General features: G+C 42.2%; 16 protein-coding genes. 15 read left to right on the top strand and 1 reads right to left on the bottom strand.

Features of this window, described 5'->3' with window-relative positions:
* Positions 1 to 3 precede the first annotated feature (3 nt).
* The 11 genes from MHH31_RS14400 to MHH31_RS14350 are packed head-to-tail and all read left to right on the top strand — an operon-like array spanning position 4 to position 8,527.
* Complete coding sequence (locus tag MHH31_RS14400; protein WP_342495499.1) at positions 4 to 1,305, top strand: PBSX family phage terminase large subunit; 1,302 nt, start codon at positions 4 to 6, stop codon at positions 1,303 to 1,305.
* The gene (locus MHH31_RS14395; protein ID WP_056702593.1) at positions 1,302 to 2,759 is read left to right on the top strand and encodes a phage portal protein; all 1,458 of its coding nucleotides are present in this window, start codon (positions 1,302 to 1,304) and stop codon (positions 2,757 to 2,759) included. The genes MHH31_RS14400 and MHH31_RS14395 overlap by 4 nt, the downstream gene beginning before the upstream one ends.
* A 35-nt stretch (positions 2,760 to 2,794) precedes the next feature.
* Positions 2,795 to 3,883: an XkdF-like putative serine protease domain-containing protein gene (locus MHH31_RS14390; protein ID WP_061420044.1), complete on the top strand. Its 1,089-nt coding sequence runs from the start codon at positions 2,795 to 2,797 to the stop codon at positions 3,881 to 3,883.
* 22 nt (positions 3,884 to 3,905) lie between these two features.
* Positions 3,906 to 4,829, top strand: coding sequence for a phage major capsid protein (locus tag MHH31_RS14385; protein ID WP_008344119.1), 924 nt, complete (start codon positions 3,906 to 3,908; stop codon positions 4,827 to 4,829).
* Positions 4,830 to 4,842: 13 nt separating this feature from the next.
* On the top strand, positions 4,843 to 5,226 hold the full coding sequence (locus MHH31_RS14380) for a DUF3199 family protein (RefSeq protein ID WP_342494927.1): 384 nt from the start codon (positions 4,843 to 4,845) through the stop codon (positions 5,224 to 5,226).
* The gene (locus tag MHH31_RS14375) at positions 5,223 to 5,579 is read left to right on the top strand and encodes a YqbH/XkdH family protein (protein ID WP_017367938.1); all 357 of its coding nucleotides are present in this window, start codon (positions 5,223 to 5,225) and stop codon (positions 5,577 to 5,579) included. Before MHH31_RS14380 ends, MHH31_RS14375 begins: the two co-directional genes overlap by 4 nt.
* On the top strand, positions 5,576 to 6,073 hold the full coding sequence (locus MHH31_RS14370) for an HK97 gp10 family phage protein (RefSeq protein ID WP_342494925.1): 498 nt from the start codon (positions 5,576 to 5,578) through the stop codon (positions 6,071 to 6,073). Before MHH31_RS14375 ends, MHH31_RS14370 begins: the two co-directional genes overlap by 4 nt.
* A 4-nt stretch (positions 6,074 to 6,077) precedes the next feature.
* Positions 6,078 to 6,533, top strand: a complete 456-nt coding sequence (locus MHH31_RS14365) for a phage portal protein (protein WP_203143598.1) — start codon at positions 6,078 to 6,080, stop codon at positions 6,531 to 6,533.
* Complete coding sequence (locus tag MHH31_RS14360) at positions 6,520 to 6,732, top strand: hypothetical protein (RefSeq protein ID WP_008344108.1); 213 nt, start codon at positions 6,520 to 6,522, stop codon at positions 6,730 to 6,732. The genes MHH31_RS14365 and MHH31_RS14360 overlap by 14 nt, the downstream gene beginning before the upstream one ends.
* A gap of 3 nt (positions 6,733 to 6,735) precedes the next feature.
* Positions 6,736 to 8,082 carry a phage tail sheath family protein gene (locus tag MHH31_RS14355; protein ID WP_024719687.1) on the top strand — a complete coding sequence of 449 codons (1,347 nt, stop codon included), beginning with the start codon at positions 6,736 to 6,738 and terminating at the stop codon, positions 8,080 to 8,082.
* A gap of 1 nt (position 8,083) precedes the next feature.
* On the top strand, positions 8,084 to 8,527 hold the full coding sequence (locus tag MHH31_RS14350) for a phage tail tube protein (RefSeq protein WP_003213309.1): 444 nt from the start codon (positions 8,084 to 8,086) through the stop codon (positions 8,525 to 8,527).
* 275 nt (positions 8,528 to 8,802) lie between these two features.
* Here the strand turns inward: MHH31_RS14350 and MHH31_RS14345 are convergent, their stop codons facing one another.
* Positions 8,803 to 8,892, bottom strand: coding sequence for a putative holin-like toxin (locus tag MHH31_RS14345; protein WP_072368332.1), 90 nt, complete (start codon positions 8,890 to 8,892; stop codon positions 8,803 to 8,805).
* Between the two features lie 152 nt (positions 8,893 to 9,044).
* On the opposite strand from MHH31_RS14345, the gene MHH31_RS14340 reads away from it, so the two are divergent.
* From MHH31_RS14340 to MHH31_RS14325, 4 genes are read left to right on the top strand one after another with little or no spacing between them, the layout of a single operon-like run.
* Positions 9,045 to 9,485: a phage portal protein gene (locus MHH31_RS14340; RefSeq protein WP_012011040.1), complete on the top strand. Its 441-nt coding sequence runs from the start codon at positions 9,045 to 9,047 to the stop codon at positions 9,483 to 9,485.
* Between the two features lie 41 nt (positions 9,486 to 9,526).
* Positions 9,527 to 9,664 (top strand): hypothetical protein, encoded by a 138-nt coding sequence (locus MHH31_RS14335; protein WP_008344097.1) that lies wholly within the window; start codon positions 9,527 to 9,529, stop codon positions 9,662 to 9,664.
* A 55-nt stretch (positions 9,665 to 9,719) separates the two neighbouring features.
* Entirely contained in the window at positions 9,720 to 13,658 is a 3,939-nt protein-coding gene (locus MHH31_RS14330; protein ID WP_342494924.1) for a transglycosylase SLT domain-containing protein, read from the top strand.
* On the top strand, positions 13,651 to 14,319 hold the full coding sequence (locus MHH31_RS14325) for a LysM peptidoglycan-binding domain-containing protein (RefSeq protein WP_007500584.1): 669 nt from the start codon (positions 13,651 to 13,653) through the stop codon (positions 14,317 to 14,319). The genes MHH31_RS14330 and MHH31_RS14325 overlap by 8 nt, the downstream gene beginning before the upstream one ends.
* Positions 14,320 to 14,322 lie beyond the last annotated feature (3 nt).

Below are 14,322 nucleotides of genomic sequence, written 5' to 3'. Positions count from 1 at the left end.
TTGATTGAAAAAGAAGTCAATCCTCACTTTGAACACTTTTTGTTCGATTGGAATCAAAAGTTTCAGTTTTTAGTAGGCGGTTATGGCTCCTCCAAAAGCTATCACATTGCTTTAAAGCTGATTTTAAAACTGCTTGAGGAAAAACGGACAGCACTTGTCATTCGAGAAGTGTATGATACGCACCGGGAGTCGACCTACTCTCTTTTACAAGAAATCGTCAGCGATCTTGGCATCGATCATCTAGTAAAATGCCGCAGTTCACCGCTTGCTCTCACTTTTCGCAATGGGAGCAGCATTTTATTTAAAGGACTGGACAAGCCTGAGAAATTGAAGTCGATTAACAACATCTCAATTATTTGGATTGAGGAGTGTTCCGAGGTTTCATATGAAGGGTTTAAAGAACTGCTTGGAAGGCTGAGACATCCGGTTTTACCTCTTTATATGATGTTATCGACGAATCCCGTTGGTCAGGATAATTGGACGTACAGACATTTCTTTCGAGATGAACAGCTGAAACGTTTTGTCCTTGATGACGAAACCTTATACAAACAGCGAACCATCGTGATAAAAGATACGTACTATCACCACTCAACAGCAGAAGACAATCTATTTCTTCCTAAAAGCTATGTCAAGCAGCTGGATGAGCTGAAAGAATACGATCCAGATCTTTATCGAATTGCAAGGAAGGGATACTTCGGTATCAATGGCACAAAAGTGTTTCCGCAATTTGAGGTCAGACAGCATGCTGACGTATTAGAAGCGATCGGGCAGATTGAAAGACCGCTGAAACGAGCGGGGATGGATTTTGGATTTGTCGAATCCTACAATGCGCTCATTCGGTTAGCTGTCGATCATGAAAAAAAGTACTTATATATTTATTGGGAATATTACGACCGCGGGAAAACGGATGATGAAACAGCTGTTGATCTGAAAGAATTTGTTGAATCAAAGGAACTCATTAAGGCAGACTCAGCAGAACCTAAAACGATTCACTATTTTCGGCAGCGCGGATTTCAAATGGTCGCTGCGCATAAGTTCCAAGGGTCACGTTTGCAATATACAAAGAAAATCAAACGATTTAAGAAAATCATTTGTTCTGATGCTTGCCCTTATACCATCTATGAACTTCAATCACTAACCTATAAGGCAGATAAGAACGGCCGCTTAGAGGAAGATGAATTTCAAATCGACCCACACACATTATCCGCCATTTGGTATGCGCTAGATGATTATGAGGTGACCGATTTGAAACAGACTGCTTCAGAGCGTGTCCGTCCAAACCGAGAGAGGAGGTCCATACAATGAAACAATTAAAAGCAACGATTATGAAGGCCAACATGTCTGATCATACAAAACAAATGTATGAGGATGAATTTTCATACGAAAAAGATGACATTGTCCCGCCGCCCTACCATATCAATGAATTAAAAAGCATGGCAGAATACTCAACGATTCTTCAGCAATGTATAGATGCGTATCGAACAAACATTTTAGGCTTTGGCTTTGGGGTGGAATACGCCTTTGATTTTAATGCGGAAGATGTAAAACCGGTCAAAAAGAAGACAGCCGAGAAGGAATGGACAAGACTCGAAGAGTTTACGAAATACATGAACTATGATGAGTCTGCTGACGTGATTCTTGGTTATGTCCTAGAAGACCGGGAGAAAACAGGAAATGGCTTTTTAGAGGTGCTGCGGGATGGACAAGGAAAGCCGGCAGGAATCGAGTATTTGGATGCACTCCATATTCGCATTTGCAAGCTGAGTGAGCCAGTCGACGTCGAATTCCGCTACACAGAAAACGGCGAATTAAAGACGATGAATCGCAAGAAACGATTCCGAAAATATGTGCAGGTCATCAATGAGAAGAAAGTCTTTTTCAAGGAGTATGGTGATCCGCGCATATTAAATTATGAAACAGGCAAGTACGATGATGCTACACCAGAACCACTTCAAGCAACAGAAGTCATTCATTTTAAAATTGGCAGTGGGACGTATGGGATTCCCCGCTGGATTGGCAACATCGTCAATATGTATGGCGCACGAAAAGCAGAAGAGCTGAATTATCTTTATTTTAAGCAAGGAAGGCATGTACCTGGTGCCATCATTGTTGAAAACGGCATGCTGTCAGAGACTTCTTATCAGCAGCTACAAGATTATATGGATGATATTGAAGGGTCTGATCATGCGCATAAGTTTTTATTGCTTGAAGTAGAAGGGCTTCCGACAGAAAAAGGATTAACAGGTGAAGAAGATGTATCAAATGTCAAAGTGAACTTTAAATCCTTGGCGGAAATCCTGCAAGAGGATGCGCTCTTTTTAGAATACGATGAAAAGACGAGAAACAAAATCCGCTCCGCTTTTCGTCTGCCGCCTATTTACACAGGAGAGTCACAAGATTATAACAAGGCTACAGCAGATACCGCGCGAAAAACAACGGAGGAGCAAGTGTTTCAGCCAGAGCGGCATCTTATTACAGGGAAACTCAATACTCTTTTTCTCCCGGATTTAGATATATGGCATGTCCGCTTTCTATTAAATGGTCCTGACTTTAGAGATCCATTAGAGATAGCGAAGGTTCTGACACCATTTATTCAGGCTGGGGCAGTATCGCCAAATGATTTGCGAGATCTTGCGGGGCGTATTCTTGGTAAGACGTTAGAGGAATGGCCGGAAGAATTCTACCACCGACCTTTAGAAAGCCGCATAAAAACAGCTGATGGTCTGTCTCCATCCGAGTCAAACCAGCTGAAGAAATAGAAGGACGTGAGCTTTTTTTGAAAGGGGGTGAACATATGCCAAGGGAATTAAAAAACGCAAAAATTACACATGTTTCCTATGTGGACAAGGCCGCCAACCAAAAGAAATTTTTCTTGATGAAAGCAAAGAAAAAGCAGCCTGACTTTCAAAAAGAAGTCAGTGTCCTGACGAAGGCAGAGGATGCGCATCGCCTCGTATATGGCGTCGTGTATGAACCCAATACACCTGATGCACATCAAGACTTTATGTCGGCCAAAGAAATTGAAAGAGCAGCACACGGTTTTATGAAAGATGCCCGTCACATTGATAAACAGCATGATTTTCAAGATGGTGTTGGCGAAGTCGTCGAATCATACATTGCCCCAGCGGATTTTGAAGTAGGCGGGGAGCTGATTCAAAAAGGATCTTGGGTACTTGTGACAAAGGCATCACAAGATATTTGGGACCAAATTCAGCAAGGCCATATTACAGGCTACTCAATGGCTGGAACAGCAGACATCATCGCAATAGAGGAACACGATCAGCTCCTATCTCAAGAAACGAACGAGAGAGGGCTTTTTTCTTTGCTGAAAAATTTCTTTTTGAAAGAGGAAGGTGCAAATATGCCACAACAATTTTGGAGCGTTTTAGATCATCTGCTGGAAACGTTGCAGTCAAGTGATGGTGATGAGTCTAGCGTAAGAGCGGCACTTGAACAATTGATTCCAATCGTGCAGGATGTGTTGAAAACAAATGATGTCCTCCAAACGATTGGTGAAAGACCAGCATCCGTTCAAAAGCAAGATGCCGGATTAACGACTGATCAAGTACGCGAACTAGAAAAAGCAAAAATGGCCATCGACAACGTTTTACAAGCGGATAAACAAGGGACAGATCAAACAGGTGAAGAAGAACCTGTACAAAAAGTGCTGGAGCAAGTGGTTGCGCCAATTCGTCATCAGCTCTCTTCCTTAGAGAAATCAGCAGGCAGAGAAAAAGCAGCGATTCAGGAAGTGCTTCAGCAACAGCTACTGCCTATTTCAGAGCGGATACACATGCTTGAAAAAGCGCGGGGCATTTCTAAACAAACAAATCACGATACACAAAATGATATGACAAAGCCCATATGGGATGGCTTACTATAAGCCTAAATAAGGAGGAAAAAGTGTGAGAAATCAAGAGTTGATTCGCAAGGCTGAAATGACACTTGCCAGCTTAAAAACAGGCGGTCTCATGAACGCAGCCCAATCCAACACATTCATTAGAATGATGCAAAATACACCAACCGTTTTAAATGATGCACGTATCATTCCAATGGAAAGTGATTCACAAAAAATCGAAAAAATCGGCTTCGGTCAGCGCATTTTACGCCCAGCAGAAGAAGGCAAAGCGCTTGATGCAAAAGACCGTGTTGTCCCAGCGACAAGCACTGTCCAGCTCAATGCAAAAGAAGTCATTGCTGAGATCCATATGACGTACGACAGCATTGAAAACAACATTGAAAAAGACGGGATTCAGCAGACCATTATGCAAATGCTGGCGGAACGAGCAGCAGTCGATATTGAAGAACTGATCGTCAACGGTGATACAACATCACAAGATCCATTTTTAGCTCAAATGGATGGCGTACGAAAACAGGCAGTTTCTCATATTGTCGATGCGAATGGAGCGGAAATTAGCCGTCAAATGTTCAAACAAGCCTATAAAGCGATGCCGTCAAAATATTTACGTGTACCTCAGGATTTCCGTTTTTATACATCCCCAAGTTTAGAGGTCGAGTGGAAAGACCAAGTAGCAAACCGTCAGACAGGTCTCGGAGATGCGGCGATTCAAGGCGGACTTTCTTCTGCATTCGGTGTTCCGGTCAAAGGTCTTGCCAATATGCAGCCATATGATGAAGAAGGAACAGACGTATCAGATATTTTACTGACACATCCGAAAAACATTATCGTAGGGTTTTCTCGCAATATTCGTATTGAAGTAGAAAAAGATATTCGCAGCCGTAAGTTTATCATTGTTCTGACAGCGAAGCTCGACAGCAAATTTGAGGAAGAGGATGCTGTAGCCAAAGTAATGAAAGTGAAAGAGTAGGTGACAGCAGGCTATGATCATTTCTGCTGAGGAACTACAAGCCTATTCTGTATTTGATCGCGTGAAAAATCGTTCTGTAGAGAGACTAGCGGCAGATATTATTGAAGCAGAAGCAGCGGTATTTCAAATTGTCGGGCACGATTTTACGCATAAAAAATATCAGCCCATTCCTGAAAAAGCAAGGATCGCCTTATTAAAAATGGCCCAGTATTTTGCCATGCTGAATGATGATGAATCCATGATGAAAGGCTTGACTTCAGAAAAAATGGGTGATTATTCATATGCAAAGGCAGCGGACAAAGTAAAAGGCAGACCTTATGTGTATGCCCTTCTTGTTGATTATATTGAACCTTCATTAACTGGCGGCAGCGCCAATTTAAAGGTGAGATCATTATGAGCTATGATTCTCTATTAACGGATCGCTGTGATCTTTTTCACTTAGAGAATGAGGAGGCAGTCCGCGGCAAATTTGGTATACCAGCAGGGGATCTGCAGACGGACCTCACTTATCCTGATACACCAAGTATGAGAGATGTGGCTTGCTATGTTGTAGAAAAAAGCCAGTCACTCGTACAAGAAGAACCGAATACAGTCATCTATCAGTCCTATCTCGTCCATTTCCCTTTAGCAAGCGACATTCGCTTGCATGACAAAATGGTGTGGAACGGCATCTCACTTAAGTTGCAGCAGCCAAAAAGAGTGAAAAATCATCACATGGAAGTGATGGCCGTCAGAAAGGAAAACCTATGAAAATTGATGGACTTGACCGGCTGCTATCCCAGCTCCAACAGGCAAATAGTGGCGGCTTAATGGCGCAATATCAAGAGTGGTTACAGGAAATGGGCTTACAGTTTTTAGACATCATTCAAGATGAAATCATCAAAGAAAAGGCTGTTGATACAGGCCGTCTCCTCAATTCCTTTCAAAAAGGTGACAAGGAGAATCACTTTCTCACTTCCCGAGGCGGGCTCACGCTAGAAGTAGGGACACAGCTCGATTATGCCTCTTACGTGAATGATGGACATGCCATTTCTTCAAATGGAGAACGAAGATGGGTGCCTGGCAGATGGAACGGCAGCCGCTTTGAATATGATCCGAATGCCAGTACTGGCATGATGCTTTCATCTCAATGGATTGAAGGAAATGGGTACTGGGATCATGCCGTCATGCTCTATGAACAAATGTTTGAACACTCGCTGGATCGAAAGCTTCAAAGCTGGATCGATCGACATTTTGGGAGGTGATGGAATGAATCAAGAAGTCGGGGCAATCATGCATTATATATACACACGCTATCCAGTGAAAATGTATGATCGTCTTCTGCCAGAGCGTTTTCAAGTGCCATCTGTTTATGTGCCGCCAGTGACTGTCATTAGTGGTCCAGATACAGTGTCTACTTTTATGAAATCTTATTCGCTGCAAGTGAAAGTGTTTCATATGAATACAGAAAAAGCGCATGATGCGGCGGAAACAGTCGTCGATGCATTGCTTGCTGATCGTCAAATCATTCAGATGATCAATGAAGATGGAGAGGTGCTTGATGATTATGTCCGCATAAAAAGAGTGGAAACTAGAATCATAGATCAAGGTGTAGCAGCGATTGTCCTGACGTGGGATAGCAGCTATTGGTACAACCGAGATAAACAGCCAAGCCTAGAAGATATCAATTTTTCAGATGGGGTGATCAAACGTGAGCAAGACTAAAAAAACACAGCTCGATCAAACAGCGGGCGAAGAAAAAGAATTTGGCTTTTCATTTGAAGCCTTAAAAGAGCACAGTAAGGATCTTTTTGGGGTAAAACCAGAAATCCTTGAAGGTGCTCTTTTTTATATCAAACATCAACCAATTACAAAAACAGAAGCAAAGAAGCACATCGATGCTTTTTTGTCCAAGGAGGTTTAAAGGATGAACGGAGGCACTTTTACACCAGGTACAGAGAAAAAGCGTCCTGGCATTTACTTTAATTTTAAAACAACAGCAGAGCAGCGAATTACTTTAGGCGAGCGAGGAACAGTTGCACTTCCTCTTGTCATGAGCTGGGGAGAACCAAAAACCTTTATTTCCGTTTCCGATATGGAAGACTTAAATAAAAAGGTCGGGCTCAACATTGATGATAAGTCACTTCTTCTTTTCCGTGAAGCGAAGAAAAAAGCGCAAACGGTCTTGCTTTACCGCCTAAACGAAGGAGAGCCAGCCAAAGCGGAAATCGCAGAAAACTTTGTGGTCACAGCCAATTATGGTGGTCAAAAAGGAAATGAGATTACCATTCAAGTGGCAGAAAATGTACTCGACAGCACAAAACGTGACGTCATTACCTATCTTGGAACAGATATTGTCGATAAACAGGTGGTCACAGATGTCAAAGATCTTGTGAAAAACAAATACGTTCAATTTTCTGGTGAAGGCGAAGCGGTCATTACTGCTGGAGCGGCTTTAAGCGGCGGGAAAAACGGTGTGGCAAGTGTCGCAGATTATACAGCTTTCCTAGAAGCAGCTGAAACGGAATACTTTGATGTCATTGCACTCCCAGTCGATAATAGTGAGCAATTAAAAGCAACATTCGCGTCATTTATTGAGCGTTTACGTAATAAGCAAGGACGTAAGGTACAAGGCGTTGTGGCTAACTATGCAGCTGATCAAGAAGGAATCATCAATGTCACAAGCGGTGTTGTTTTAGAAGACGGAACAGAACTCGCGCCTGCTCAAACAACAGCTTGGGTCGCAGGAGCAAGTGCAGGAGCGACTTTTAATCAGTCACTGACCTTTGTTGAATACGAAGGCGCAGTCGATACATTAGAGCGTCTTGATAATGATCAAGTAGAATACCGTTTATCACAAGGAGAGTTTCTTTTCACTTTTGATGCAAGAGACCGCACGGTGAGCGTTGAAAAAGATATTAACTCTTTGACAAGCTTCACGGTTGAAAAGAACCAGCAAATGGCGAAAAACAAAATCATCCGTGTGCTAGATGCAATCAACAATGATTTAACATTTGAACTGAAAAATTTGATTAAATTACGCAAAGCCAATGGCAATGACATTCCAGCATCTGATGATGGAGTGCAGCTTGTGAAAACACTGATTACACAGTATCTCACACAACTTCAAGATGGCAGCGGTATTACAGGCTTTAACTCAGAAACAGATATCGTCATTGGCCTCAATGAAGATCGTGATGGATTTATCATCGATTTAGCAGTACAGCCAGTAGACGCAGCAGAAAAATTCTATTTCAATGTGGAGGTGAAGTAAGATGGCTTTTAAAGCGCAAAATACAATCTCAGGTAAAGAAGGTCGTCTTTTCTTAGAAGGTGAGGAACTTGCCTTTATCAAAACGTTTGAAGCAAACGTGGAGAAAAATAAATCAGAAGTGAACGTAATGGGCCGCCGAATGACTGGCCATAAAACAACTGGGGCAAACGGAACAGGAACGGCAACATTCTATAAAGTTACGTCACGTTTCGTTCAACTCATGCTCAACTATGTGAAAAAAGGGGAAGATCCTTATTTCACTCTTCAAGCGGTAATTGATGATAAATCATCAGGCCGAGGCACAGAGCGTGTGACATTATTCGATGTCAACTTTGATTCAGCTAAAATTGCTGGACTAGATGTCGATTCAGAGGCACTTGAAGAAGAAGTTCCATTTACATTTGAAGACTTTGATCTGCCTGAAAAGCTGAAGAATTCTTTCTAAGAAATGCGGAGGAAATTAGCTAATTAATTAGCTAAATAAAAACCAAATATGCTATAATGCAAATGTAATGAAAAATGAATGCATTTGTAATGCACATTGCAATAAATGACACACAACATTATGTTTACATGCAAAGCGATTTGCATACAATAAAAAGAAGCTAGGATGCGCTAACATCCCGGCAATGTACAATGAGGCCCTTCAAGGGGCTGGCTAATCGAATAGGATGTTCAGGATAGACTTTCCCTTTCACCTACCAAAGCTCAAGGGGGAGTCTATTTTTTGTCTATATATGTCAACAGGGCAATGATAAATGACCCGAAAGCAAGCATTAACATCAGTGCTTGGAATGTTGACATGAGCATCACCCCCTTCCTATCGGGGATGAGCCAGACGCCCTTGAGCAAGCCGTTCAATTGTACGTTCTCAATTATACATGAAAAGATTGGAAAGCACATTCAAAAATGGATGTGCTTTTTTGTATTCAAAAAAAACAAACAAAAGGGAGTTTTTAAACATGAGCGAAAAACAAACATTTGATCTTTCATTTTTTATGCCAGGACAAACAGTAGAAGCAGAAGAGGTCAAAGTACCAATTTCTAAGCGTTTTGTTGATAAAAAAGGGAATGTCATTCCTTTTGTCTTCAAAGCGATTACCACGGAACGTATTGATGAACTGGAAAAAGAAAACACCACGTTCAAAAATGTCAAAGGCAGAGGTCGTGTGAAAGACTTAGACAGCCAGCGCTTCTACGCACGAATTGCCATTGAATCGACGATTTATCCAGATTTCCGCTCAAAGGAATTAAGAGAAGCCTACAGCACACAAGATCCAGTTGAAGTTGCAAAACGTGTTTTATCTGTCGGCGGTGAATATGCAAACTGGTTAAACAAAGCGATTGAAATCAATGGATTTGAAGACGAAATTGAAGATTTAGAAGAAGCAGCAAAAAACTAATAAAAGATGGGGATAAGGAAGCGGTGTTTTTATATTACGCCATGCACGAGCTTCACTATTCCCCATCAGAACTCCTCGATTTATACGAAGCACCAAGACAATTTAAGGCATTCTTATTCGGACTCATTAGCTACAAACTCGACATGCTAGAAAAAGAAGCAAAGAAAGGAGGGAAATAAACTGGCGAAGCTCACTGCACGATTTGAATTAGAAGACAAAGTATCAAAGAAGCTGTTGCGCATTCAAAAACGATTTCAAACGTTTGAGAAGCAGCTCAAACCATTTAGAAAACCGGTGAAAATAAGCCTGGAAATGGATGAAAAGAAGCTAAGGAACCTCAATTTATCGATTAGAAGGTTTTCTGTATTATCCATGAAGCTAGATCAAGGAATCTATCGTGATCTCAAATCATTAACAAACCAGCTGAACATGATACCGAAACAAATGGTCATATCCATTCAAGCAAAAGGACTAGATGTCATTAAATCCAGTATAGATCGCTTAAAACAATCACAAGCAAGTCCAATCCTGCTGACGTTCAAACTGAATGATCAGTTGTCAGGAAAAATGTCATCAATCAAAAAATCAATCCTTCAGCTCATGAACAGAACGTACTATATGAGATTAAACATGGTTGACCAAGCCACCGCTGCCATTCAACGAATCAAAAAGACACTCAAAAGCTTGACAATGGCTAAACACGAAATCAGAGTATCTGTTCAAGACAATGCAAAGAGTAAGTTGAAAAAACGAGATCAGGCAGAGTCAGTTGTGAAAGAACAAAACATAAAAAAAGAACCTGAGGCTGTTAGTCCGTCGGTTAAAACGGATGAACCTAAACAGGGTTGGCTCCAGAGCCTTGCTAATAAAGGATTAAGTGAAATTGAAAAATATGCAGGTGATGTTGCAGACAAGGTGAAAGAAAAATTAAGTCCTAGAAAGTTTTGGGACGAAAAGGCACTTCCTTGGGTTGAAAATAAAATGGAAGAGTACAAGCAAGATGTAATCGGAAGAATAAAAGAGAAGATTAAGTTTAATCCTGAAAAAAAACTAGATGAATTGGTGAAAACTGGATTAGATAGACTCTTAGGTGCAAGTGATCAATCAAGTGAAAATAACAGTACCACTCCGGCGCCAACAACAGCGCCAACAACGGCGCCAACAACAGCACCAACAAATGCAGCTCCCAACAATAAACCTCAGCCGCGAGGTGGTAAAGGTTTGTTTCGCAATAGTTGTTGTCCCTGTTGTGCAAGAGGTTTAAGCAGGGGAGGATCTACTAAAACCAAAAATAGAAATGGTCAATCACCAAGACAACCTAGAAATCCAAATGCCACAACAAGAACCGAAATGAATAGAAGACCTCCAAGTAAATTAGGGGATGCGTTGAAAAATATCGGTAAAGGGAGCGGCAAATTATTAAAGAAAGTACCTATTCTAGGCAGTGTACTTAGTGCAACAAATCTAATCGGTATGAAAAAAGAGAATGCTGGTGAAAAGATCGGTGCGACTGGAGGCGGCATCGCCGGAGGGATGGCAGGTGCAGCAGCAGGTGCAGCTATTGGAAGTGTAGTACCAGGAGTAGGCACAGCCATCGGCGGCCTAGTAGGCGGCATCGCTGGCAGTATGGGCGGAGAATCTATCGGTGAAACAATTGGAAAATGGTTTGATGGCGGCGGATTTGAGAAGATTGGCCAAAAAGCCATTGAAATCAAAGATCAAATTGTTGAAGTGTGGTCTACAGTCGCAGACTGGTTTATCCAAAATGTGTGGACGCCATTAAGCAGCACGGTTGGCACGGTAGCAACCACGATCTGGACAAGTCTAGTCAATGCCTGGACATGGATACAAGAAACATTCAGTGCAGTTGCAGGCTGGTTTATCGAAAACGTCTGGACACCACTAAGTGGTACAGTCGTTACAGTAGCAACCACGATTTGGACAAGTCTAGTCAATGCCTGGACATGGATACAAGAAACATTCAGTGCAGTAGCGGGCTGGTTTATCGAAAACGTCTGGACACCGCTAAGCGACACAGTCGTTACAGTAGCAACCACGATCTGGTCAAGTCTAGTCAATGCCTGGACGTGGATACAAGAAACATTCAGTGCAGTAGCAGGCTGGTTTATTGAGAATGTGTGGACACCGCTAAGCAGCACAGTTGTTACAGTCGCTACTGGGATTTGGACAGCATTATCAAATGCGTGGAAAACCATTCAATCAATTTTTGGAGCAGTATCCTCTTGGTTTATGAACAATGTATGGAATCCGCTTGTAGAAACGGTTGGAACCATCAAAGATAGCATTGGTAAGAAGTTTGAAGAAGCGTATAAAGTGGTGACAGATATATGGAATGGATTATCCAAATGGTTTAAAGATAATATTCAGACACCGATCGTAAAAGTGGCTGGTGCCATAAGTGATGGTTTTTCTAAAGCATTTAACTGGGTTAAAAAGATTTTTGACAAAGCGGGCGATGGCATTAATTTTGTAGTAAAACATTTATTTGGAGATCCTGATAAAAAAGCCACAGGCGGCTATATCACCCAACCTACCTTATCATGGATTGGTGAAGCAGGTAACGAATTTGTCATTCCAACTCAAAATAACCGGGGACGCGGGAAGATGCTGCTTGCACAGGCTGCTTCTCATCTTGGAATGTCTGTTGTGCCAAGCAGCAGCGGAGCAGCAAGTCCAGTTTCTAGCTCTTCAGCTCCAATAACGCCTAATGCTCCAGCAGCTCCAAATACTTCTGCCGGTTCGATTGGTGGAACGGTTTCAATGAATGGAAACATCCAATCTGCCAGCATAGGCGAGCAATTTAATCATGATTTTGAACAAGGGCTGAATCAAAAGGTGGTTTCACTTGATCAATGGAAGCAAAAAAACATTCAGCAGCCATTTAATCAAATGACATCAGATTCAGGAAAGTACGGACAACAAACGGTATCGGCATTTGCTACTGGCCAGCAAATGACACCAACAGGAACTGACAGCTTTTTGCAAAGTCGTGTAAAAGCACCATACCAACAAGTGATGACAGCATCACCAACTTGGGGTTCTGGAACTGTTAGTGGCTTTGCAACAGGTCAAAATGCCACATCAATTGGCACAAGCCAATACGTAGACCAACACGTCAAACAACCATTCCTGCAAGCCAAACAAGAATCACCAGGATGGGGTTCAGGAATGATCGACGCCTTCAATAGCGGCATGCGTTCAAAAGCAAGTGAAGTCACACAAGCTGCCAAAGAAATGGCGAAGAAAGTGGAACAGGCGTTTAGAGAAGAACTAGACATTCATTCTCCTTCGCGTGTCATGATGAGTCTAGGGAAATTCGCATCGATCGGTGTCGTCAAAGGGCTCGATTCAGTTGATGTGAAAAAGTTTGCTGAAAATCAAGCGGGTTCATTAATCGGAGCGTTCAGCGGTATGGGTGCTTCAGGTCTTAGTGTTCAGCAATGGCTCATGGCAGCTCTGATGGCGACTGGCACATCGATGAGCTGGCTTCCAGGTCTTATGACAATCGCTCAGCACGAATCAAATGGTAACCCGAAAGCCATCAACTTGTGGGATTCCAACGCCAAGAAGGGAACGCCTTCTAAAGGGTTAATGCAAACCATTGGAACGACCTTCCATTCCAATAAAGGCAAGGGCATGAATGATATTTGGAACCCAATTCATAATGCCGTAGCAGCCATTAACTACATTAAGGGCAGATATGGAACAGTCTTCAATACACCGGGATTACGGAGTATGAGAAGAGGCGGTCCTTATAAAGGCTACGCCAATGGCGGTCTGATTACTCAGGAGCAGGTAGCTAGAGTCGGTGAAGGAAACAAACGCGAATGGATTATTCCAGAAGAAAGAGGCATTCGCGGGAGATATTTATTGACGCAGGCAGCAAAGGCACTTGGGATGCAAGTCTATGATCCATCAAATGCATCTGCTCCTTTACCAGAATCACAGATGCAGCAAGTCACCTCAGCACAGTCAGCTGGGACTGCAACAACGTCTGGTAATAAACAAATCACCATCCAGTTCAATGGTGATCAGCATTTCCATAATGGACAGGATCAGCAATCGCTTGTCGAAAAAATTAGACAAATGCTTGTAGACGAACTGGAAGTAGAGCTTCAGACAGGAACGAAAGGGGTCGTGATCGATGGGTAAATCAGTGTATCAATTGTGGATTTCCCAAGGCAAGGAGAAGTTGCGATTCCCTGTGCTTCCATCCGAACTTGAGATTACAAATAACGTACAAAATGAAACAGTGAAGGTCTCCTCCTTTGGAGAACTGACTTTTATTGATGTACCATCGGCTAAACAAGTATCATTCACCTCATTATTTCCTAAGAAATATTCGCCAATTGCTGAATATAAAAGCATTCCATCACCAGAGAATGCAATAGCGAAAATTGAACGAATGATGCGTTCAAAGAAGTCTGTGCGACTGATTGTGACAGGGACTAAAATCAATATGACGTGCAGCATTGAGAGTTTCACTCACAAGGAAGGGTCTTATGACATAGGTGATCGTGAATTTACGATCGAGTTAAAGGAATATAAAACCGCATCGCCTAGGAAAATCAAACGGAAGAAAAAAGCGAAACAAACCAAAAAGAAAAGACCCTCAAAAACACCACCAAAATTGTACACTGTCAAAAAAGGAGATACTCTTTGGGCCATTTCAGGCCGTTTTTATGGCGATAGTACAAAATGGCGGCGTATTTGGAATGCCAATAAAGCAGCGATGATCAAACGAAGTAAACGGAATATTAAACAGCCGGGACATTGGATTTTTCCAGGGCAAAAATTGAAAATACCACAATAGGGG

The organism is Bacillus sp. FSL K6-1033, from assembly GCF_038630765.1.
Classification (GTDB): Bacteria; Bacillota; Bacilli; order Bacillales; family Bacillaceae; genus Bacillus; species Bacillus altitudinis.
Note: the sequence above shows the minus strand (reverse complement) of the source record. Positions and strands in the feature narration are given on the sequence as shown.

Excerpts from the sequence above, each read along its gene's own strand:
- MHH31_RS14345 (WP_072368332.1), bottom strand. The coding sequence starts at position 8,892 with ATGCTCATGTCAACATTCCAAGCACTGATGTTAATGCTTGCTTTCGGG.
- MHH31_RS14365 (WP_203143598.1), top strand. The coding sequence starts at position 6,078 with ATGAATCAAGAAGTCGGGGCAATCATGCATTATATATACACACGCTAT.
- MHH31_RS14380 (WP_342494927.1), top strand. The coding sequence starts at position 4,843 with ATGATCATTTCTGCTGAGGAACTACAAGCCTATTCTGTATTTGATCGC.
- MHH31_RS14375 (WP_017367938.1), top strand. The coding sequence starts at position 5,223 with ATGAGCTATGATTCTCTATTAACGGATCGCTGTGATCTTTTTCACTTA.
- MHH31_RS14350 (WP_003213309.1), top strand. The coding sequence starts at position 8,084 with ATGGCTTTTAAAGCGCAAAATACAATCTCAGGTAAAGAAGGTCGTCTT.
- MHH31_RS14390 (WP_061420044.1), top strand. The coding sequence starts at position 2,795 with ATGCCAAGGGAATTAAAAAACGCAAAAATTACACATGTTTCCTATGTG.
- MHH31_RS14370 (WP_342494925.1), top strand. The coding sequence starts at position 5,576 with ATGAAAATTGATGGACTTGACCGGCTGCTATCCCAGCTCCAACAGGCA.
- MHH31_RS14325 (WP_007500584.1), top strand. The coding sequence starts at position 13,651 with ATGGGTAAATCAGTGTATCAATTGTGGATTTCCCAAGGCAAGGAGAAG.
- MHH31_RS14355 (WP_024719687.1), top strand. The coding sequence starts at position 6,736 with ATGAACGGAGGCACTTTTACACCAGGTACAGAGAAAAAGCGTCCTGGC.
- MHH31_RS14395 (WP_056702593.1), top strand. The coding sequence starts at position 1,302 with ATGAAACAATTAAAAGCAACGATTATGAAGGCCAACATGTCTGATCAT.
- MHH31_RS14335 (WP_008344097.1), top strand. The coding sequence starts at position 9,527 with ATGCACGAGCTTCACTATTCCCCATCAGAACTCCTCGATTTATACGAA.
- MHH31_RS14340 (WP_012011040.1), top strand. The coding sequence starts at position 9,045 with ATGAGCGAAAAACAAACATTTGATCTTTCATTTTTTATGCCAGGACAA.